General features: G+C 56.0%; 12 protein-coding genes, 6 tRNA genes and 3 rRNA genes. All 21 read right to left on the bottom strand.

Annotated elements, in window-relative coordinates:
* Positions 1-19 precede the first annotated feature (19 nt).
* Entirely contained in the window at positions 20-4,219 is a 4,200-nt protein-coding gene (gene rpoC / locus REH59_RS02195) for a DNA-directed RNA polymerase subunit beta' (RefSeq protein ID WP_003255493.1), read from the bottom strand.
* A gap of 64 nt (positions 4,220-4,283) precedes the next feature.
* Positions 4,284-8,357 (bottom strand): DNA-directed RNA polymerase subunit beta, encoded by a 4,074-nt coding sequence (gene rpoB, locus REH59_RS02190; RefSeq protein WP_003255495.1) that lies wholly within the window; start codon positions 8,355-8,357, stop codon positions 4,284-4,286.
* 220 nt (positions 8,358-8,577) lie between these two features.
* On the bottom strand, positions 8,578-8,943 hold the full coding sequence (gene rplL / locus REH59_RS02185) for a 50S ribosomal protein L7/L12 (protein ID WP_003255496.1): 366 nt from the start codon (positions 8,941-8,943) through the stop codon (positions 8,578-8,580).
* Positions 8,944-9,019: 76 nt separating this feature from the next.
* Positions 9,020-9,520, bottom strand: coding sequence for a 50S ribosomal protein L10 (rplJ, locus tag REH59_RS02180; RefSeq protein ID WP_003255497.1), 501 nt, complete (start codon positions 9,518-9,520; stop codon positions 9,020-9,022).
* A gap of 197 nt (positions 9,521-9,717) precedes the next feature.
* A complete protein-coding gene (gene rplA / locus REH59_RS02175; protein WP_003255499.1) occupies positions 9,718-10,413 on the bottom strand; it encodes a 50S ribosomal protein L1 in 696 nt (231 codons plus the stop codon).
* A complete protein-coding gene (gene rplK / locus REH59_RS02170) occupies positions 10,413-10,844 on the bottom strand; it encodes a 50S ribosomal protein L11 (RefSeq protein ID WP_003255500.1) in 432 nt (143 codons plus the stop codon). Before rplK ends, rplA begins: the two co-directional genes overlap by 1 nt.
* Before the next feature lie 119 nt (positions 10,845-10,963).
* Positions 10,964-11,497, bottom strand: a complete 534-nt coding sequence (gene nusG / locus REH59_RS02165) for a transcription termination/antitermination protein NusG (protein ID WP_003255501.1) — start codon at positions 11,495-11,497, stop codon at positions 10,964-10,966.
* A gap of 9 nt (positions 11,498-11,506) precedes the next feature.
* The gene (gene secE, locus REH59_RS02160) at positions 11,507-11,875 is read right to left on the bottom strand and encodes a preprotein translocase subunit SecE (RefSeq protein ID WP_003255502.1); all 369 of its coding nucleotides are present in this window, start codon (positions 11,873-11,875) and stop codon (positions 11,507-11,509) included.
* 44 nt (positions 11,876-11,919) lie between these two features.
* Positions 11,920-11,995, bottom strand: a tRNA-Trp gene (locus tag REH59_RS02155).
* 54 nt (positions 11,996-12,049) lie between these two features.
* The gene (tuf, locus tag REH59_RS02150) at positions 12,050-13,243 is read right to left on the bottom strand and encodes an elongation factor Tu (RefSeq protein WP_003255489.1); all 1,194 of its coding nucleotides are present in this window, start codon (positions 13,241-13,243) and stop codon (positions 12,050-12,052) included.
* Positions 13,244-13,321: 78 nt separating this feature from the next.
* Positions 13,322-13,397, bottom strand: a tRNA-Thr gene (locus tag REH59_RS02145).
* Positions 13,398-13,426: 29 nt separating this feature from the next.
* Positions 13,427-13,500 (bottom strand) — tRNA-Gly (locus REH59_RS02140).
* A 24-nt stretch (positions 13,501-13,524) separates the two neighbouring features.
* Positions 13,525-13,608 (bottom strand) — tRNA-Tyr (locus tag REH59_RS02135).
* A gap of 152 nt (positions 13,609-13,760) precedes the next feature.
* Positions 13,761-14,186 carry a hypothetical protein gene (locus tag REH59_RS02130; RefSeq protein WP_003255504.1) on the bottom strand — a complete coding sequence of 142 codons (426 nt, stop codon included), beginning with the start codon at positions 14,184-14,186 and terminating at the stop codon, positions 13,761-13,763.
* 7 nt (positions 14,187-14,193) lie between these two features.
* Positions 14,194-14,943, bottom strand: coding sequence for a pantothenate kinase (locus REH59_RS02125; RefSeq protein WP_004575793.1), 750 nt, complete (start codon positions 14,941-14,943; stop codon positions 14,194-14,196).
* Positions 14,933-15,892, bottom strand: a complete 960-nt coding sequence (gene birA, locus REH59_RS02120) for a bifunctional biotin--[acetyl-CoA-carboxylase] ligase/biotin operon repressor BirA (RefSeq protein ID WP_121784231.1) — start codon at positions 15,890-15,892, stop codon at positions 14,933-14,935. Before birA ends, REH59_RS02125 begins: the two co-directional genes overlap by 11 nt.
* Positions 15,893-16,075: 183 nt before the next feature.
* Positions 16,076-16,191 (bottom strand): 5S ribosomal RNA (gene rrf / locus REH59_RS02115).
* A 131-nt stretch (positions 16,192-16,322) separates the two neighbouring features.
* Positions 16,323-19,215, bottom strand: a 23S ribosomal RNA gene (locus tag REH59_RS02110).
* A gap of 234 nt (positions 19,216-19,449) precedes the next feature.
* Positions 19,450-19,525, bottom strand: a tRNA-Ala gene (locus tag REH59_RS02105).
* A 6-nt stretch (positions 19,526-19,531) separates the two neighbouring features.
* Positions 19,532-19,608, bottom strand: a tRNA-Ile gene (locus tag REH59_RS02100).
* 77 nt (positions 19,609-19,685) lie between these two features.
* Positions 19,686-21,222 (bottom strand): 16S ribosomal RNA (locus tag REH59_RS02095).
* The 16S, 23S and 5S rRNA genes sit together here with 2 tRNA genes alongside, the layout of an rRNA operon.
* Between the last annotated feature and the right edge of the window lie 179 nt (positions 21,223-21,401).

Genomic DNA, 21,401 nt, shown 5'->3' with positions numbered 1-21,401 from the left:
CCGGGGCCTTGCCCTGTACTTAGTTACCGCTGGAATTCAGCGCTTCGGTCAGTGCAGCTTCCACTTCACTGGCGCTTACACGCAGCGGTTTGTCGGCATCACGGCGACGCTTACGCTCGCTGTGGTAGGCCAGACCAGTACCAGCCGGGATCAGACGACCCACGACCACGTTCTCTTTCAGGCCGCGCAGGTAGTCGCGCTTGCCGGTTACAGCCGCTTCGGTCAGTACGCGGGTGGTTTCCTGGAAGGAAGCCGCGGAGATGAACGACTCGGTGGACAGCGAGGCCTTGGTGATACCCAGCAGCACACGGGTGAACTTGGAGATGAACTTGTCCTCGCCAGCGAGACGCTCGTTCTCTACCAACACCTGGGTCAGTTCCATCTGGTCGCCCTTGATGAAGCTGGAATCGCCCGACTCGGAGATCTCGACCTTGCGCAGCATCTGACGCAGGATGGTCTCGATGTGCTTGTCGTTGATCTTCACGCCTTGCAGACGGTAAACATCCTGGATCTCGTTGACGATGTACTTCGCCAGCGCGCTCACACCCAGCAGACGCAGGATGTCATGCGGATCGCTCGGGCCGTCGGAGATAACTTCGCCGCGGTTTACCTGTTCACCTTCGAAGACGTTCAGGTGGCGCCACTTCGGAATCAGCTCTTCGTACGGATCGCTACCGTCGGTCGGAGTGATCACCAGGCGACGCTTGCCCTTGGTCTCTTTACCGAATGCGATGGTGCCGCTGACTTCAGCCAGAATCGAGGCTTCTTTCGGACGACGCGCTTCGAACAGGTCGGCAACACGCGGCAGACCACCGGTAATGTCACGGGTCTTCGACGTTTCTTGCGGGATACGCGCGATAACGTCACCAACACCGATCTGCGCACCGTCAGCCACACCGACAAGGGCGTTGGCTGGCAGGAAGTACTGGGCAGGTACGTCAGTACCTGGCAGGTACAGGTCCTTGCCTGAGGCATCGACCATCTTGATTGCTGGACGGATTTCCTTGCCTGCGGCAGGGCGATCCTTGACGTCCAGTACTTCAATGTTGGTCAAGCCAGTCAGTTCATCGGTCTGACGCTTGATGGTGATGTTTTCTTCCATGCCCACGAAGGTCACGGTACCTTTGAGCTCGGTAACGATCGGGTGAGTGTGCGGGTCCCACTTGGCGACGATGGCGCCAGCTTCGACCTTTTCACCTTCCTTGACCGAAATCACCGCACCGTAAGGCAGCTTGTAGCGCTCACGCTCACGACCGAACTCGTCGGCAATCGCCAACTCACCCGAACGCGATACGGCAACCAGGTTACCGTCGGCACGCTCAACCTGCTTCAGGTTGTGCAGACGCACCATACCGCCATTCTTCACCTGGACGCTGTCGGCAGCCGAAGTACGGCTTGCGGCACCACCGATGTGGAACGTACGCATGGTCAGCTGGGTACCCGGCTCACCGATCGACTGTGCAGCGATAACGCCGACAGCTTCACCGATGTTCACCTGGTGACCGCGAGCCAGGTCACGACCGTAGCACTTGGCACAGATGCCGTAGCGGGTTTCGCAGTTGATCGGCGAACGCACGATCACTTCGTCGATGCTGTTCAGCTCGATGAACTCAACCCACTGCTCGTCGACCAAGGTACCGGCCGGAACGATAACGTCCTCGGTACCTGGCTTGAACACGTCACGGGCGATGACACGACCCAATACACGCTCACCCAGCGGCTCTACAACGTCGCCGCCTTCGATGTGTGGCGTCATCACCAGGCCCTGATCGGTGCCGCAGTCGATCTCGGTCACAACCAGATCCTGGGCAACGTCCACCAGACGACGAGTCAGGTAACCGGAGTTAGCGGTTTTCAGTGCGGTATCCGCCAGACCCTTACGAGCACCGTGAGTCGAGATGAAGTACTGAAGTACGCTCAGACCTTCACGGAAGTTCGCAGTGATCGGCGTCTCGATGATGGAGCCGTCCGGCTTGGCCATCAGACCACGCATACCGGCCAGCTGACGGATCTGGGCTGCGGAACCCCGCGCACCCGAGTCAGCCATCATGTACATCGAGTTGAAGGACTCTTGCTCGACTTCCTTGCCTTCGCGGTCGATGACCTTCTCTTTCGAGAGGTTGGCCATCATCGCCTTGGACACTTCGTCGTTCGCCTTCGACCACAAGTCGATGACCTTGTTGTACTTCTCGCCCTGGGTTACCAGACCGGAGGCGTACTGGCTCTCGATTTCCTTCACTTCGTCGGTAGCGTTACCGATGATGCGGGCTTTCTCGTCCGGGATAACGAAGTCGTTAACACCGATGGAAACGCCGGAAATGGTCGAGTAAGCGAAACCGGTGTACATCAGCTGGTCGGCGAAGATAACGGTCTCTTTCAGACCAACCACGCGATAGCACTGGTTGATCAGCTTGGAGATCGCCTTTTTCTTCATCGGCTGGTTGACCACGTCGTACGGCAGACCTGCTGGCACAACCTGGAACAGCAGCGCACGGCCGACGGTGGTGTCGACGATGCGGGTGTTCTTGACCACCGAGCCATCACGCTCTTTCACGGTTTCGTTGATACGAACCTTGATTTTCGCGTGCAGGGCGGCTTCGCCGGCGCGGAATACGCGGTCGACTTCCTGCAGGTCGGCGAACACGCGACCCTCGCCCTTGGCATTGATCGCTTCACGGGTCATGTAATACAGACCCAGTACAACGTCCTGCGACGGAACGATGATTGGCTCACCGTTGGCTGGCGACAGGATGTTGTTGGTCGACATCATCAGCGCACGCGCTTCGAGCTGGGCTTCCAGGGTCAGCGGCACGTGAACGGCCATCTGGTCGCCGTCGAAGTCGGCGTTGTACGCAGCACAGACCAGCGGGTGCAGCTGGATAGCCTTACCTTCGATCAGTACGGGTTCAAACGCCTGGATACCCAGACGGTGAAGAGTCGGTGCACGGTTGAGCAGTACGGGGTGTTCGCGAATCACTTCGGCGAGAACGTCCCACACCTCTGGCAGCTCGCGCTCGACCATCTTCTTGGCAGCCTTGATGGTGGTCGCCAGACCACGCATTTCCAGCTTGCCGAAAATGAACGGCTTGAACAGCTCGAGGGCCATCTTCTTCGGCAGACCGCACTGGTGCAGACGCAGGGTCGGACCTACGGTAATTACCGAACGGCCGGAGTAGTCAACACGCTTACCGAGCAAGTTCTGACGGAAGCGACCTTGCTTACCTTTGATCATGTCGGCCAGGGACTTCAGCGGACGCTTGTTCGAGCCAGTGATGGCGCGACCACGGCGGCCGTTGTCCAGCAGGGCGTCGACCGCTTCCTGCAGCATGCGCTTTTCGTTGCGCACGATGATGTCCGGCGCCGACAGATCCAGCAGGCGCTTCAGACGGTTGTTACGGTTGATCACCCGACGATACAGGTCGTTCAGGTCGGAGGTCGCAAAACGGCCACCATCCAGCGGCACCAGCGGACGCAGGTCCGGCGGCAGCACTGGCAGAACGGTCAGGACCATCCACTCAGGCAGGTTGCCCGAGCCCTGGAAAGCTTCCATCAGCTTCAGACGCTTGGAAAGCTTCTTGATCTTGGTTTCCGAGTTGGTCTGCGGAATTTCTTCGCGCAGGCGGCCGATCTCGTGCTCCAGGTCGATAGCGTGCAGCAGCTCGCGGACAGCCTCGGCACCCATGCGGGCGTCAAAGTCATCACCGAACTCTTCCAGCGCTTCGAAGTACTGCTCGTCGTTCAGCAGCTGGCCCTTTTCCAGGGTAGTCATGCCCGGGTCGATAACGACATAGCTCTCAAAGTAGAGCACGCGCTCGATATCACGCAGGGTCATGTCCATCAGCAGGCCGATACGGGACGGCAGCGACTTCAGGAACCAGATGTGGGCAACCGGCGAGGCCAGCTCGATGTGCGCCATGCGCTCACGACGAACCTTCGCCAGGGCAACTTCAACGCCGCACTTCTCGCAGATTACGCCGCGGTGCTTGAGGCGCTTGTACTTGCCGCACAGGCACTCGTAGTCCTTGACTGGGCCAAAGATCTTGGCGCAGAACAGGCCGTCACGCTCAGGCTTGAACGTACGGTAGTTGATGGTTTCCGGCTTCTTAACTTCACCGAACGACCACGAACGGATCATTTCAGGCGACGCCAGACCGATGCGGATGGCGTCGAACTCTTCGACTTGACCCTGGTTTTTCAGCAAATTCAGTAGGTCTTTCAAGGCCTTTCCTCCTGGCGGAGCAGGGAGCGGGCATTACCTGCCCCACTCCCCTTCGCGTCACGTGTTATTCGGTTTCCAGATCGATATCGATACCGAGCGAACGGATCTCTTTGATCAACACGTTGAAGGACTCGGGCATGCCCGGCTCCATACGGTGATCGCCATCCACGATGTTCTTGTACATCTTGGTACGGCCGTTCACGTCGTCCGACTTCACTGTGAGCATTTCTTGCAGGGTGTATGCCGCGCCGTATGCTTCCAGCGCCCACACTTCCATCTCCCCGAAACGCTGACCACCGAACTGTGCCTTACCACCCAGCGGCTGCTGGGTAACCAGGCTGTAGGAACCAGTGGAACGCGCGTGCATCTTGTCGTCCACCAAGTGGTTCAGCTTGAGCATGTACATGTAACCAACGGTCACAGGACGCTCGAACTTGTTGCCGGTACGGCCGTCGAACAGCACCATCTGGCCGCTCTCTGGCAGGTCGGCCAGCTTCAGCATGGCCTTGATCTCGCGCTCCTTGGCACCATCGAAGACCGGGGTAGCCATCGGCACGCCTTTCTTCAGGTTGTTAGCCAGGGCCAGGATCTCTTCGTCGGTGAACTCGTCGAGGTTTTCCTGACGACCGCCGATCTCGTTGTAGACCTCGGTCAGGAACACGCGCAACTCAGCGGCTTTACGCTGCTCTTCGAGCATGCGGTCGATCTTCTCGCCCAGGCCCTTGGCCGCGAGGCCCAGGTGGGTTTCAAGGATCTGACCAACGTTCATACGCGAAGGTACACCCAGCGGGTTCAGTACGACGTCAACCGGAGTACCGTTGGCATCGTGCGGCATGTCTTCAACCGGCATGATGACCGAGACAACACCCTTGTTACCGTGACGACCGGCCATCTTGTCACCCGGCTGGATGCGACGGCGGATTGCCAGGTAAACCTTGACGATCTTCAGTACGCCCGGTGCCAGGTCATCGCCCTGCTGCAGCTTGCGCTTCTTGTCTTCGAACTTGTCGTCCAGCAGACGGCGACGGTCGACGATGTACTGCTGAGCCTTTTCCAGCTGCTCGTTCAGTGCATCTTCAGCCATGCGCAGTTTGAACCACTGGCCGTGCTCCAGACCGTCCAGCACCTCGTCAGTGATCACGGTGCCTTTCTTCAGGCCCGCACCACCATCAACCACCTGACCGTTCAGGGCAGAACGCAGACGCTCGAAGGTTGCACCTTCAACAATGCGGAACTCTTCGTTGAGGTCCTTGCGGATCTCGTCGAGCTGCATCTTCTCGATGGCCAGCGCGCGGCTATCGCGCTCCACGCCATCACGGGTGAAGACCTGTACGTCGATGACAGTACCCTTGGTGCCGGTTGGCACACGCAGGGAGGTGTCCTTAACGTCGCTGGCCTTCTCACCGAAGATTGCGCGCAGCAGTTTTTCTTCCGGAGTCAGTTGGGTTTCGCCTTTTGGCGTGACCTTGCCGACCAGGATGTCGCCAGCGCCAACTTCAGCACCTACGTAAACGATACCGGCTTCGTCCAGCTTGTTCAGTGCGGCTTCACCCACGTTCGGGATGTCCGCAGTGATTTCCTCTGGGCCGAGCTTGGTGTCACGCGCCACACAGGTCAGTTCCTGAATGTGGATGGTGGTGAAGCGATCTTCCTGAACAACACGCTCGGACAGGCAGATGGAGTCTTCGAAGTTGAAGCCGTTCCACGCCATGAACGCGATGCGCATGTTCTGACCCAGAGCCAGCTCACCCATGTCGGTGGACGGGCCGTCGGCCATGATGTCACCACGCTGAACCTTGTCACCTTTGCTCACCAGCGGACGCTGGTTGATGCAGGTGTTCTGGTTCGAACGGGTGTACTTGGTCAGGTTGTAGATATCCACACCTGCTTCGCCGGTTTCCACTTCGTCGTCGGCAACGCGAACAACGATACGGCTAGCGTCGACCGAGTCGATCACACCACCGCGGCGAGCAACCACACAGACACCGGAGTCACGGGCAACGTTGCGCTCCATGCCGGTACCTACCAGCGGCTTGTCGGCACGCAGGGTTGGTACAGCCTGACGCTGCATGTTCGAACCCATCAACGCACGGTTGGCGTCGTCGTGCTCGAGGAACGGAATCAGCGACGCTGCAACGGAAACAACCTGCTTCGGCGAAACGTCCATCAGGGTGACGTCTTCCGGCGCCTTGACGGTGAATTCGTTCAGGTGACGAACTGCTACCAGCTCATCGATCAGTTGCTTCTTGTCGTTCATCGCGGCCGAAGCCTGCGCGATGACGTGATCCGCCTCTTCGATTGCCGACAGGAACACGATGTCGTCGCTGACAACGCCTTCCTTCACCACGCGGTACGGGCTTTCCAGGAAGCCGTACTGGTTGGTGCGGGCGTAGGCCGCCAAGGAGTTGATCAGACCGATGTTCGGACCTTCAGGGGTCTCGATCGGGCATACACGGCCATAGTGGGTCGGGTGTACGTCACGGACTTCGAAGCCGGCACGCTCACGGGTCAGACCGCCAGGGCCGAGTGCAGAGACGCGGCGCTTGTGGGTAATCTCCGAGAGAGGGTTGTTCTGGTCCATGAACTGGGACAGCTGGCTGGAACCAAAGAACTCTTTCACCGCCGCCGCTACCGGCTTGGCGTTGATCAGGTCTTGCGGCATCAGGCCTTCGCTTTCCGCCATCGACAGGCGTTCCTTGACCGCGCGCTCGACACGCACCAGGCCAACACGGAACTGGTTCTCGGCCATCTCGCCGACGCAACGTACGCGGCGGTTACCCAGGTGGTCGATGTCGTCGACGATACCTTTGCCGTTACGGATATCGACCAGGGTCTTCAGAACCTCGACGATGTCTTCCTTGCTCAGCACGCCCGAACCCTCGATCTCGGTACGACCGATACGACGGTTGAACTTCATGCGGCCTACGGCGGACAGATCGTAACGCTCGGCACTGAAGAACAGGTTGTTGAACAGGGTCTCGGCTGCATCCTTGGTTGGCGGCTCGCCTGGACGCATCATGCGGTAGATCTCGACCAGAGCTTCCAGCTGGTTGCTGGTGGTATCGATCTTCAGAGTGTCAGAGATGAACGGACCGCAATCGATGTCGTTGGTGTACAGGGTCTCGATACGGACAACCTGCGCCTTGGCGACCTTGATCAGCAGCTCGGTGGTCATCTCGGTGTTGCATTCGGCGAGAATTTCGCCGGTAGCCGGATGCACGATAGCCTTGGCGGTAGTGCGGCCCAGGACGTATTCCATTGGAACGTCCAGTTGCTTGACGCCGGCCTTCTCGAGCTGGTTGATGTGGCGCGCGGTAATACGGCGGCCTTGCTCGACGATGACTTTGCCGGTTTCGTCATGGATGTCCATGACTGCAACTTCACCACGCAGACGCTGTGGCACCAGTTCCAGGCTGAGTTTTTCGCCGGAAATGTGGAACACGTTGGTGGTGTAGAAGGTATTCAGCACTTCTTCAGTGCTGTAACCCAGGGCGCGCAGCAGCACCGAGGCCGGCAGTTTGCGGCGACGGTCGATACGCACGAACACGCAGTCCTTCGGGTCGAACTCGAAGTCCAGCCAGGAACCGCGGTAAGGGATGATGCGAGCGGAGTACAGCAGCTTGCCCGAGCTGTGGGTCTTGCCACGGTCGTGGTCGAAGAACACACCAGGCGAACGGTGCAGCTGGGAAACGATCACACGCTCGGTACCGTTGATAACGAAGGTACCGTTCTCAGTCATCAGGGGGATTTCACCCATGTAGACTTCTTGCTCTTTGATGTCCTTGATCGCTTTGTTCGACGATTCCTTGTCGAAGATGATCAGGCGCACCTTGACCCGCAGTGGGACCGCGAAGGTCACGCCACGCAGGACACATTCCTTCACATCGAAGGCGGGTTCGCCCAGGCGATAGCCTACGTACTCCAGGGCAGCATTGCCGGAGTAGCTGATGATCGGGAATACCGATTTGAAGGCCGCGTGCAGGCCGACGTCGCGGAAGTGATCCTTGGATGCTCCCGCTTGCAGGAATTCGCGATACGAATCCAGCTGGATGGCCAGGAGGTAAGGCACATCCATGACGTCCGGCAACTTGCTAAAGTCCTTGCGGATACGTTTTTTCTCAGTGTATGAGTAAGCCATCAGCGTTCCCCAGCTTGGTCACCTGCTTGTTTGGCTTCTCCCGGCGGGAGCAGCCAGAAAATCGTGCAAACCCCTTGGTTTGCGCCACCCACATGGGTGTCTTGCAGCTCGTTATCGGGACCGGCCTGACCGGCCACCAATAACGGAAAAAGGCCGGTGGCATAAGCCACCAGCCATCAGCCTTTCGCTCAACGCTCAGGCTGGCATCGCAAGGTCGAGATTACTTCAGCTCGACTTTAGCGCCTGCTTCTTCCAGCTTCTTCTTAGCGTCTTCAGCGGCTTCTTTCGAAACGCCTTCAGCTACAACCTGAGGAGCGCCATCGACTTTCTCTTTGGCTTCTTTCAGGCCCAGACCGGTCAGTTCGCGAACGGCTTTGATCACGTTCACTTTCTTGTCGCCGGCTTCAACCAGAACAACGTTGAACTCGGTCTGCTCTTCAACAACGGCAGCAGCAGCAGCTGGGCCAGCAGCGGCAACAGCAGCGGTAACGCCGAAGGTTTCTTCCATTGCTTTGATCAGCTCAACAACTTCCAGAACGGTTTTCTGGCCGATTGCTTCGATGATTTGTTCGTTAGTCAGAGACATGACTCAATCCTGTATTGGGGTGACAGCCTACGCAGCCATCAAATTAAACGTATGATTTTGAAAGAGTTCGCACGCCTTAGGCGGCGGTAGCTTCTTTCTGGTCGCGAATGGCTGCCAGAGTACGAGCCAGCTTGCTGGTGGCGCCTTGAATAACGCTCATCAGTCGTGCAATAGCTTCGTCGCGGGTCGGCAGGGTAGCCAACACGTCGATCTGGTTCGCTGCAATGAAATTGCCGTCAAACGCAGCTGCCTTGATCTCGAACTTGTCCTGACCCTTGGCGAACTCTTTGAACAGACGAGCAGCAGCGCCCGGGTGTTCGTTGGAGAAAGCAATCAGGGTCGGGCCTTTGAACGCGTCGTTGAGGATCGAGAATTCGGTGCCTTCAACAGCGCGCTTGAGCAGGGTATTACGCACTACACGTACGTATACGCCAGCTTCGCGGGCCTCTTTACGGAGTCCGGTCATTGCGCTTACAGTCACACCACGGGCATCAGCCACGACAGCGGACAGAGCGACTTTGGCAGCCTCGTTGACTTCAGCGACGATGGCCTTCTTGTCTTCGAGTTTAATTGCCACGGGTTTACTCCTGGTTTTTACCGTTTCATCTGGCCGAGGCCGGATGTCGTTTTGGTGTCTGATTCGGTAACGAATCGGGAGCACCATCTGCGTGGGCTGATATTTTAAGGCTTGCGCCGCCTACGGTCTTGGATAGCCCCCGCCAGGCAGGGACCCCAATTTTTGCTGGCGGCGCGACTGGTCGCGCCGCCATGTTCTTACACGTTCAGCGAGCTCTGATCGATGACCAGACCTGGGCCCATGGTGGTGCTCAGGGTAACGCGCTTAACGTAGATACCTTTCGAGGAAGCTGGCTTGATACGCTTCAGGTCAGCGATCAGGGCTTCAACGTTTTCCTTCAGCTTGTCAGCTTCAAAGCCGATCTTGCCAACGGAGGTGTGGATGATACCGTTTTTGTCGGTACGGTAGCGAACCTGACCAGCCTTGGCGTTTTTCACGGCAGTGGCTACGTCTGGGGTCACGGTACCAACTTTCGGGTTAGGCATCAGGCCGCGAGGACCCAGAACCTGACCCAGCTGACCTACAACGCGCATGGCATCAGGCGATGCGATAACGACGTCATAGTTCAGGTCGCCGCCTTTCATTTCGGCAGCCAGATCGTCCATACCTACGCGATCAGCGCCGGCAGCCAGAGCAGCTTCAGCAGCTGGACCCTGGGTGAAGACAGCAACGCGAACGGTCTTGCCAGTGCCGTGTGGCAGCACGGTAGCGCTACGTACGACCTGGTCGGATTTACGCGGGTCAACACCGAGGTTAACAGCGATGTCGTAGGACTCGACGAACTTGGCAGCAGGCAGCGAGGCCAGCAGAGTTGCCGCTTCTTCGAAGTTGTAGGCCTTGCCTGCTTCGATTTTCTCGGCGATTGCCTTTTGGCGTTTGGTCAGCTTAGCCATTACACACCCTCCACGTTCAGGCCCATGCTGCGGGCAGAGCCAGCGATGGTGCGTACAGCAGCGTCCAGGTCAGCGGCAGTCAGGTCAGCCTGTTTGGCTTTCGCGATGTCTTCCAGCTGAGCACGGGTAACGGTACCGACTTTAACGGTGTTCGGGCGAGCCGAACCACTGGTCAGGCCAGCAGCTTTCTTCAGCAGAACCGAGGCAGGGGTGCTCTTGGTCTCGAAGGTGAAGCTACGGTCGCTGTAGACAGTGATGATCACTGGAGTCGGCAGGCCGGCTTCTTGACCCTGGGTACGGGCGTTGAAGGCCTTGCAGAATTCCATGATGTTCACACCATGTTGACCCAGAGCTGGACCAACGGGTGGGCTTGGGTTGGCCTGGCCGGCCTTAACTTGCAGCTTGATGTAAGCCTGAATCTTCTTAGCCATGAGCTACTCCAAAATCGGGTACGAACGCCTGATGGCTCCCCGGATGACTTGCGTTTTATCCCAGTGACGACAAAACCCCGCAGCACACAGGGCTGCGGGGTATGGGATGCTTCGTCCGCCTAGACCTTTTCGACCTGGCTGAACTCGAGCTCCACCGGAGTAGAGCGACCGAAAATGAGCACCGCAACCTGCAGGCGACTCTTTTCGTAGTTAACTTCTTCGACACTACCATTGAAGTCAGCGAACGGACCATCAATGACTCGAACCACTTCACCTGGCTCGAACAGCGTCTTGGGCTTCGGCTTATCGCTACCGTCGGCAACGCGACGCAGGATGGCCTCAGCTTCTTTATCGGTAATCGGCGCAGGCTTGTCAGCAGTACCGCCGATAAAGCCCATCACGCGAGGGGTGTCCTTGACCAAGTGCCAAGTCCCTTCATTCATCTCCATCTGGACCAGTACATAGCCAGGGAAGAATTTACGCTCACTCTTGCGCTTCTGGCCATTGCGCATTTCGACGACTTCTTCGGTCGGGACCAAGATCTCGCCGAAACCGTCTTCCATGCCAGCCAGCTTGACGCGCTCGATGAGGGAGCGCATTACATGCTTCTCGTAACCCGAGTAAGCATGCACAACATACCAACGCTTAGCCACGGGACACCTTTAGCCAACGATCAAGGAGACCGCCCAGCCGAGCAGGGAGTCGAGCCCCCACAGCAGCAGTGCCATAACCAGCACGACAGCCACGACAATCAGCGTGGTCTGGGTGGTTTCCTGGCGGGTCGGCCACACGACTTTACGAATCTCGGTACGAGCTTCCTTCGCCAACGCAAAGAACGACTTGCCCTTCGCAGTCTGCAGAGCTACAAAGCCCGCGACAGCAGCAAGGACGAGAAGCACAAGAACGCGATACAGGATTGGAGAGGCGGAGTAATATTGATTACCCACGACACCAACAACCACCAAAGCCACTACAGCCAGCCACTTGAACAGATCAAAACGCGATTCTTGGGCTTCAGTTTTGGGGGTCATCGAGGAGGATCCTGTAAGAAGAAAGCCATCACACCGAGGTGAAATGGCAGGTCAGGAGGGAATCGAACCCCCAACCTACGGTTTTGGAGACCGTCGCTCTGCCAATTGAGCTACTGACCTGTAACGCTGTATCAGGCCGGCCATTATACCGGCCTGATCAAGTAAATCAACTACTTATTCAATAATTTTTGCTACGACACCGGCGCCGACGGTACGACCGCCTTCACGGATAGCGAAGCGCAGACCGTCTTCCATTGCGATGGTCTTGATCAGGGTAACAGTCATCTGAATGTTGTCACCTGGCATTACCATTTCAACGCCTTCCGGCAGTTCGCAGTTACCGGTCACGTCAGTGGTACGGAAGTAGAACTGTGGACGGTAGCCTTTGAAGAACGGAGTGTGACGGCCGCCTTCTTCCTTCGACAGGACATAGACTTCTGCGGTGAACTTGGTGTGCGGCTTGACCGAACCTGGCTTGACCAGAACCTGACCACGCTCAACGTCGTCACGCTTGGTGCCACGCAGCAGAACGCCGCAGTTCTCGCCAGCACGACCTTCATCCAGCAGCTTGCGGAACATCTCAACACCGGTGCAGGTGGTGGTGGTGGTGTCACGCAGACCAACGATTTCCAGCGGATCCTGAACGCGGACGATACCACGCTCGATACGACCGGTAACAACGGTACCACGACCCGAAATCGAGAACACATCTTCGATCGGCATCAGGAACGGCTGGTCGATGGCACGAACTGGCTCAGGAATGTAGCTGTCCAGAGTTTCTACCAGCTTCTTAACAGCGGTAGTGCCCATTTCGTTGTCGTCTTTGCCTTCCAGCGCCATACGAGCCGAACCGATGATGATCGGGGTGTCGTCGCCTGGGAAGTCATAGGTGGACAGCAGGTCGCGAACTTCCATCTCGACCAGTTCCAGCAGCTCAGCGTCGTCTACCAGGTCAGCCTTGTTCAGGAAGACCACGATGTACGGAACGCCTACCTGACGGGACAGCAGGATGTGCTCACGGGTTTGTGGCATCGGACCATCGGCGGCCGAGCAAACCAGGATCGCGCCGTCCATCTGGGCAGCACCGGTGATCATGTTCTTCACGTAGTCAGCGTGACCTGGGCAGTCAACGTGAGCGTAGTGACGAATGGTCGAGTTGTACTCAACGTGAGCGGTGTTGATGGTGATACCGCGCGCTTTTTCTTCCGGAGCCGAGTCGATCTTGTCGAACTCAACGATTGCCGAACCGAAAACTTCGGAGCAAACGCGAGTCAGAGCTGCGGTCAGAGTGGTCTTACCGTGGTCAACGTGGCCGATAGTGCCGACGTTAACGTGGGGAAGGGAACGATCAAACTTTTCCTTAGCCATCGATACAATCCTCCGCAGAAGAAATAGTCTTGCGCTGATAAAACAAAGGCAGATATTTTCATATCTGCCTTGTTTATATGGAGCTCTTGAGCGGACTTGAACCGCTGACCTCACCCTTACCAAGGGTGTGCTCTACCAACTGAGCTACAAGAGCGAAACACTTTGTGCAAAATCCAGCAAACTTGGAGCGGGTAGCGGGAATCGAACCCGCATCATCAGCTTGGAAGGCTGAGGTTCTACCACTAAACTATACCCGCGGAGCTTGCGGCTCTCGCTAAAACTGGTGGAGGGAGAAGGATTCGAACCTTCGAAGCTCTCGCAACGGATTTACAGTCCGTCCCCTTTGACCGCTCGGGAATCCCTCCAGATGTGGCCGGCATTCTATTTGTCTGCCGTCCTAGTGTCAAGCGTTTTTTCAAATTTTTTCAATCAAATCTGAAACTTAGCTGCTTTGACACCGCTTCCAGCTCTACCACCTGAGTGGTGTTCCCTGTGAAGCGGGCGCCATTCTATCAAGCTATTCGCCAGTTGCAATACCCTGGCAGAAAATAATTTTATGTTTTAAGTCTTTGAAATCATTGGAAAGAGCCAAGAGCACCGTTTGGTCCAACAAACGCTCGCTTTCTGGAGCAACCTTGAGCCAGCGACCATCCGCCCCAGGCAGCTGTCCTGCAACCGGCGAGGTGGCAATATCCAGACTCAGCAGGCGTTGACGCAGCGCATCCAACTGCTCCTGCCCCTTCACGCCTCCGACTACCAGGCATTCATCACGACGCTTGGGCGGTGCCGACACACCTGTCTCACGCAACAGACGGATTTCTTGCTGATTCCCCTTGTACAGCGACAATGGGGCGACTTCCTTGACCTTCAGCGGGGCTTCCTGCTGATGCCATACGTAGTAAAAGACGTTGAGCACCAGTAACAGCAGAAACAACCAGCGCATAGGCACCTCAATCCAATGGGCAGGCCATTGCCAGGCCAACGAAAACCAGGTCAGGCACGACCCGCGCCTGTGGCAGGGCCGCCCTCACCAGCGGCGCATCACCGCCAGTGAGGAACACGGTGAACTCCTCACCCCATAGCACACGAGCCTGCTCAAGCTGGGTGTAGGCAAAGCCCTGGAGCATCAATACGCAACCGCGCTCCACCGCTTCGACAGTCGAGCGACCTGGTGACAAGCTGTTCAATGCGCGCTCCGCAGAGGCATCGTCATAGCGGATACGACGGGTGTGAGTGCGCAGCTGGCTACGCATCAATGGCATACCCGGGCAGATGTAGCCCCCCAGATGCTCGCCATCTGCAGACACGAAGTCCGCTTTGGCCGCGGTACCCAGGTCAATCACCAGGCACGCGCCCTTGGCCAGGTGAAATGCCCCCAGCGCCGCCAGCCAACGATCCATACCCAGACGCTGATAGTCGTCATAGCCATTGCGCACACCTGCCATTTCACGGACAGGGTGGGCAACTCTTGCCTGCACGGCAAATGCCTGAGCAATCAACGCGCAAAGCGCATCGGTTTCTTCTTCGCTGCGCACACTGACAATACGGCATCCCGTGAGGCGTACTGAAGCGAGCGCAGCCACTTCGGCCACCAGCGCCTGGTCGGAATCGACGATCCCGCCACCTTCAATCACAGCATCGGCGACATGGATCACCCGCCACTTGATGAAGCTGTTACCGCAATCGAGCTCAAGAATCATCACGCAACCTCAAACTGAGCTCACCACCACTGAAGCTCTTTTCCATCCCGTCCACCTCAAGGCGCAAACCACCCTGCCCGTCGACGCCAAGAACCACACCATCAATACGTGTACTACCAGCAACAAGCGATACATTGCGCCCCTGCCACAAGTGTGCCTGCTCCCACTCCTCCTGGAATGCAGCAAAGCCGTAGCGGCGATGGCGCGCCAATTCGTGCTGTAGCTGCTGACTGAGCAGCGCTACCAAGTGATTGCGATCTATGGCTGCTCCAACCTCACGCCGCATAGAGGTCCACTGCTGATCGACCTGTTCGTTTACCTGCATGTTTACATTGACACCAATGCCTAGCACTACATGACAGACATCTGCAGGATCGCCCACCAACTCCAGGAGAATCCCGGTGATCTTCTGCCCACGCACCAGCACATCGTTAGGCCATTTGAGCCCGACATCCTTTACACCGAACGCCTGCAAGGTGCGCATTACCGCCAACCCCACTACCAAGCTCAACCCCTCGAGCTGACGCATGCCTCCATCGACGCGCAGCACCAGGCTGTAATAGAGATTTTCAGCAAATGGACTGACCCACTGCCGGCCGCGCCGACCGCGTCCGGCGCTCTGGCGCTCAGCCAGAACCAGGAATGGAGCCGCCTGCCCTTCACTGGCAAGGCGCAAGCCTTCGGCATTGGTCGAATCGATGGTTTCGTGGATGAATACCGGCCACTGTTCGCCCACGGCGAACTCGGCGATTGCCTGGGCCTCAAGCAAAGCCAGTGGCACGGCCAACTGGTAACCGCGCCCACGAACCTTGTGAATGGTGAGGTTCAGCTCACTTTCCAGATGCTGCAGCTGCTTCCAAACTGCGCTGCGACTCACCCCTAGGGCTGCCCCCAGAGCTTCTCCGGAATGGAACCGACCGTCCTTGAGGAGATTCAACAACTTCAGCATGCCAGTCTCGACTTGGAATAAGGGAGGCATGATAGCCATGGGCTGTTGGCTTGCATAGGAAAAGGGCCTGCAGGAGAGGCCTTGTATCGCAATCACAGAGAGAAGCAGTGGCAGGCCAGGCTTTTTTGCCCAAATAGACAAAACCCCTACCTGCATGCGCAGATAGGGGTTTTGCGAAATGAATCTTGACGATGACCTACTCTCACATGGGGAAACCCCACACTACCATCGGCGATGCATCGTTTCACTACTGAGTTCGGGATGGGATCAGGTGGTTCCAATGCTCTATGGTCGTCAAGAAATTCTGTTGCCAGAATGTCCAGATGGACAGCCCAGCGAATTCGGATATGCGATATTTGTGGTCTTACGAATTTTCGGGTCTTTCGTCTTCACCACCGCAATCTGCGTCAGCAAATTGCTTGGGTGTTATATGGTCAAGCCTCACGGGCAATTAGTATTGGTTAGCTCAACGCCTCACAGCGCTTACACACCCAACCTATCAACGTCGTAGTCTTCGACGGCCCTTCAGGGGATTCAAGATCCCAGTGAGATCTCATCTTGAGGCAAGTTTCCCGCTTAGATGCTTTCAGCGGTTATCTCTTCCGAACATAGCTACCCGGCAATGCCACTGGCGTGACAACCGGAACACCAGAGGTTCGTCCACTCCGGTCCTCTCGTACTAGGAGCAGCCCCTCTCAAATCTCAAACGTCCACGGCAGATAGGGACCGAACTGTCTCACGACGTTCTAAACCCAGCTCGCGTACCACTTTAAATGGCGAACAGCCATACCCTTGGGACCGGCTTCAGCCCCAGGATGTGATGAGCCGACATCGAGGTGCCAAACACCGCCGTCGATATGAACTCTTGGGCGGTATCAGCCTGTTATCCCCGGAGTACCTTTTATCCGTTGAGCGATGGCCCTTCCATACAGAACCACCGGATCACTAAGACCTACTTTCGTACCTGCTCGACGTGTTTGTCTCGCAGTCAAGCGCGCTTTTGCCTTTATACTCTACGACCGATTTCCGACCGGTCTGAGCGCACCTTCGTACTCCTCCGTTACTCTTTGGGAGGAGACCGCCCCAGTCAAACTACCCACCATACACTGTCCTCGATCCGGATAACGGACCTGAGTTAGAACCTCAAAGTTGCCAGGGTGGTATTTCAAGGATGGCTCCATGAGAACTGGCGTCCCCACTTCAAAGCCTCCCACCTATCCTACACAAGCAAATTCAAAGTCCAGTGCAAAGCTATAGTAAAGGTTCACGGGGTCTTTCCGTCTAGCCGCGGATACACTGCATCTTCACAGCGATTTCAATTTCACTGAGTCTCGGGTGGAGACAGCGCCGCCATCGTTACGCCATTCGTGCAGGTCGGAACTTACCCGACAAGGAATTTCGCTACCTTAGGACCGTTATAGTTACGGCCGCCGTTTACCGGGGCTTCGATCAAGAGCTTCGCTTGCGCTAACCCCATCAATTAACCTTCCGGCACCGGGCAGGCGTCACACCCTATACGTCCACTTTCGTGTTTGCAGAGTGCTGTGTTTTTAATAAACAGTCGCAGCGGCCTGGTATCTTCGACCGGCATGGGCTTACGGAGCAAGTCCTTAACCCTCGCCGGCGCACCTTCTCCCGAAGTTACGGTGCCATTTTGCCTAGTTCCTTCACCCGAGTTCTCTCAAGCGCCTTGGTATTCTCTACCTAACCACCTGTGTCGGTTTGGGGTACGGTTCCCAGTTATCTGAAGCTTAGGAGCTTTTCTTGGAAGCATGGTATCAACCACTTCGTCGCCTAAAGGCAACTCGTCATCAGCTCTCGGCCTTGAAATCCCGGATTTGCCTAAGATTTCAGCCTACCACCTTAAACCTGGACAACCAACGCCAGGCTGGCCTAACCTTCTCCGTCCCTCCATCGCAATAACTGGAAGTACAGGAATATTAACCTGTTTTCCATCGACTACGCTTTTCAGCCTCGCCTTAGGGACCGACTAACCCTGCGTCGATTAACGTTGCGCAGGAAACCTTGGTCTTTCGGCGTGCGAGTTTTTCACTCGCATTGTCGTTACTCATGTCAGCATTCGCACTTCTGATACCTCCAGCAAGCTTCTCAACTCACCTTCACAGGCTTACAGAACGCTCCTCTACCGCATCATCATACGATGATACCCGTAGCTTCGGTGCATGGTTTGAGCCCCGTTACATCTTCCGCGCAGGCCGACTCGACTAGTGAGCTATTACGCTTTCTTTAAAGGGTGGCTGCTTCTAAGCCAACCTCCTAGCTGTCTAAGCCTTCCCACATCGTTTCCCACTTAACCATGACTTTGGGACCTTAGCTGACGGTCTGGGTTGTTTCCCTTTTCACGACGGACGTTAGCACCCGCCGTGTGTCTCCCATGCTCGGCACTTGTAGGTATTCGGAGTTTGCATCGGTTTGGTAAGTCGGGATGACCCCCTAGCCGAAACAGTGCTCTACCCCCTACAGTGATACATGAGGCGCTACCTAAATAGCTTTCGAGGAGAACCAGCTATCTCCGAGCTTGATTAGCCTTTCACTCCGATCCACAGGTCATCCGCTAACTTTTCAACGGTAGTCGGTTCGGTCCTCCAGTCAGTGTTACCTAACCTTCAACCTGCCCATGGATAGATCGCCCGGTTTCGGGTCTATACCCAGCGACTAAACGCCCTATTAAGACTCGCTTTCGCTACGCCTCCCCTATTCGGTTAAGCTCGCCACTGAATATAAGTCGCTGACCCATTATACAAAAGGTACGCAGTCACCTAACAAAGTAGGCTCCCACTGCTTGTACGCATACGGTTTCAGGTTCTATTTCACTCCCCTCTCCGGGGTTCTTTTCGCCTTTCCCTCACGGTACTGGTTCACTATCGGTCAGTCAGTAGTATTTAGCCTTGGAGGATGGTCCCCCCATATTCAGACAAAGTTTCTCGTGCTCCGTCCTACTCGATTTCATTGATAAGAGATTTTCGTGTACGGGGCTATCACCCACTATGGCCGCACTTTCCAGAGCGTTCCACTAATCTCAAACCAACTTAAGGGCTGGTCCCCGTTCGCTCGCCACTACTAAGGGAATCTCGGTTGATTTCTTTTCCTCAGGGTACTTAGATGTTTCAGTTCCCCTGGTTCGCCTCTTGCACCTATGTATTCAGTACAAGATAACCAGCTTATGCTGGCTGGGTTCCCCCATTCAGAGATCTCTGGATCACAGTCTGTTTGCCGACTCCCCAAAGCTTATCGCAGGCTACCACGTCTTTCATCGCCTCTGACTGCCAAGGCATCCACCGTATGCGCTTCTTCACTTGACCATATAACCCCAAGCAATCTGGTTATACTGTGAAGACGACATTCGCCGAAAATTCGTACGTTGCTCTTTCGAGCAGAACTCACAAATTTTACCTTAGCCTGATCCACCAGCAGTGAAACTGGTGTTCAGTCTATATCTATCACATATCCGAATTTTTAAAGAACGATCTGACAAAAGCCAGAAATCAACATTCGACACGAATGCTCATTTCTGAGTTTGATCAAGGTACAGCAAGTGGTGGAGCCAAGCGGGATCGAACCGCTGACCTCCTGCGTGCAAGGCAGGCGCTCTCCCAGCTGAGCTATGGCCCCGCATATTGGTAGGTCTGGGCAGATTTGAACTGCCGACCTCACCCTTATCAGGGGTGCGCTCTAACCAACTGAGCTACAGACCTATATAGGGTCTTGATCGTCTTCGACAATGAATCAAGCAATTCGTGTGGGAGCTCATCAGCAGGCTGATGTCGTCGATTAAGGAGGTGATCCAGCCGCAGGTTCCCCTACGGCTACCTTGTTACGACTTCACCCCAGTCATGAATCACACCGTGGTAACCGTCCTCCCGAAGGTTAGACTAGCTACTTCTGGTGCAACCCACTCCCATGGTGTGACGGGCGGTGTGTACAAGGCCCGGGAACGTATTCACCGCGACATTCTGATTCGCGATTACTAGCGATTCCGACTTCACGCAGTCGAGTTGCAGACTGCGATCCGGACTACGATCGGTTTTGTGAGATTAGCTCCACCTCGCGGCTTGGCAACCCTCTGTACCGACCATTGTAGCACGTGTGTAGCCCAGGCCGTAAGGGCCATGATGACTTGACGTCATCCCCACCTTCCTCCGGTTTGTCACCGGCAGTCTCCTTAGAGTGCCCACCATAACGTGCTGGTAACTAAGGACAAGGGTTGCGCTCGTTACGGGACTTAACCCAACATCTCACGACACGAGCTGACGACAGCCATGCAGCACCTGTGTCAGAGTTCCCGAAGGCACCAATCCATCTCTGGAAAGTTCTCTGCATGTCAAGGCCTGGTAAGGTTCTTCGCGTTGCTTCGAATTAAACCACATGCTCCACCGCTTGTGCGGGCCCCCGTCAATTCATTTGAGTTTTAACCTTGCGGCCGTACTCCCCAGGCGGTCAACTTAATGCGTTAGCTGCGCCACTAAAATCTCAAGGATTCCAACGGCTAGTTGACATCGTTTACGGCGTGGACTACCAGGGTATCTAATCCTGTTTGCTCCCCACGCTTTCGCACCTCAGTGTCAGTATCAGTCCAGGTGGTCGCCTTCGCCACTGGTGTTCCTTCCTATATCTACGCATTTCACCGCTACACAGGAAATTCCACCACCCTCTACCGTACTCTAGCTTGCCAGTTTTGGATGCAGTTCCCAGGTTGAGCCCGGGGCTTTCACATCCAACTTAACAAACCACCTACGCGCGCTTTACGCCCAGTAATTCCGATTAACGCTTGCACCCTCTGTATTACCGCGGCTGCTGGCACAGAGTTAGCCGGTGCTTATTCTGTCGGTAACGTCAAAACAGCAAGGTATTAACTTACTGCCCTTCCTCCCAACTTAAAGTGCTTTACAATCCGAAGACCTTCTTCACACACGCGGCATGGCTGGATCAGGCTTTCGCCCATTGTCCAATATTCCCCACTGCTGCCTCCCGTAGGAGTCTGGACCGTGTCTCAGTTCCAGTGTGACTGATCATCCTCTCAGACCAGTTACGGATCGTCGCCTTGGTGAGCCATTACCCCACCAACTAGCTAATCCGACCTAGGCTCATCTGATAGCGCAAGGCCCGAAGGTCCCCTGCTTTCTCCCGTAGGACGTATGCGGTATTAGCGTTCCTTTCGAAACGTTGTCCCCCACTACCAGGCAGATTCCTAGGCATTACTCACCCGTCCGCCGCTGAATCAAGGAGCAAGCTCCCGTCATCCGCTCGACTTGCATGTGTTAGGCCTGCCGCCAGCGTTCAATCTGAGCCATGATCAAACTCTTCAGTTCAATACTGCTTGGGTTTTTAAGAAACCCTAAACTTGGCTCAGCAATCTCAAATGACTATGTGATTTCTCGCATGGTCACTTGTGATGCTGATAATCTTTTTGACTATCAGTCCGTACTCACAAGCACCCACACGAATTGCTTGATTCGATTTGTTAAAGAGCGTTTGGTTAAGAGCCTTT

The sequence above is a fragment of the Pseudomonas sp. BO3-4 genome (assembly GCF_034044115.1).
Taxonomy (GTDB): domain Bacteria; phylum Pseudomonadota; class Gammaproteobacteria; order Pseudomonadales; family Pseudomonadaceae; genus Aquipseudomonas; species Aquipseudomonas alloputida.
The sequence above is the reverse complement of the archived record's forward strand: the minus strand, read 5'-3'. Positions and strand labels throughout refer to the sequence as shown.

What these genes read in the sequence shown, in the direction of transcription:
- secE (WP_003255502.1), bottom strand. Translation starts at nt 11,875, where the DNA reads ATGACCCCCAAAACTGAAGCCCAAGAATCGCGTTTTGATCTGTTCAAG.
- rpoB (WP_003255495.1), bottom strand. Translation starts at nt 8,357, where the DNA reads ATGGCTTACTCATACACTGAGAAAAAACGTATCCGCAAGGACTTTAGC.
- tuf (WP_003255489.1), bottom strand. Translation starts at nt 13,243, where the DNA reads ATGGCTAAGGAAAAGTTTGATCGTTCCCTTCCCCACGTTAACGTCGGC.
- birA (WP_121784231.1), bottom strand. Translation starts at nt 15,892, where the DNA reads ATGCTGAAGTTGTTGAATCTCCTCAAGGACGGTCGGTTCCATTCCGGA.
- rplK (WP_003255500.1), bottom strand. Translation starts at nt 10,844, where the DNA reads ATGGCTAAGAAGATTCAGGCTTACATCAAGCTGCAAGTTAAGGCCGGC.
- REH59_RS02130 (WP_003255504.1), bottom strand. Translation starts at nt 14,186, where the DNA reads ATGCGCTGGTTGTTTCTGCTGTTACTGGTGCTCAACGTCTTTTACTAC.
- rplL (WP_003255496.1), bottom strand. Translation starts at nt 8,943, where the DNA reads ATGTCTCTGACTAACGAACAAATCATCGAAGCAATCGGCCAGAAAACC.
- rplA (WP_003255499.1), bottom strand. Translation starts at nt 10,413, where the DNA reads ATGGCTAAGCTGACCAAACGCCAAAAGGCAATCGCCGAGAAAATCGAA.
- REH59_RS02125 (WP_004575793.1), bottom strand. Translation starts at nt 14,943, where the DNA reads ATGATTCTTGAGCTCGATTGCGGTAACAGCTTCATCAAGTGGCGGGTG.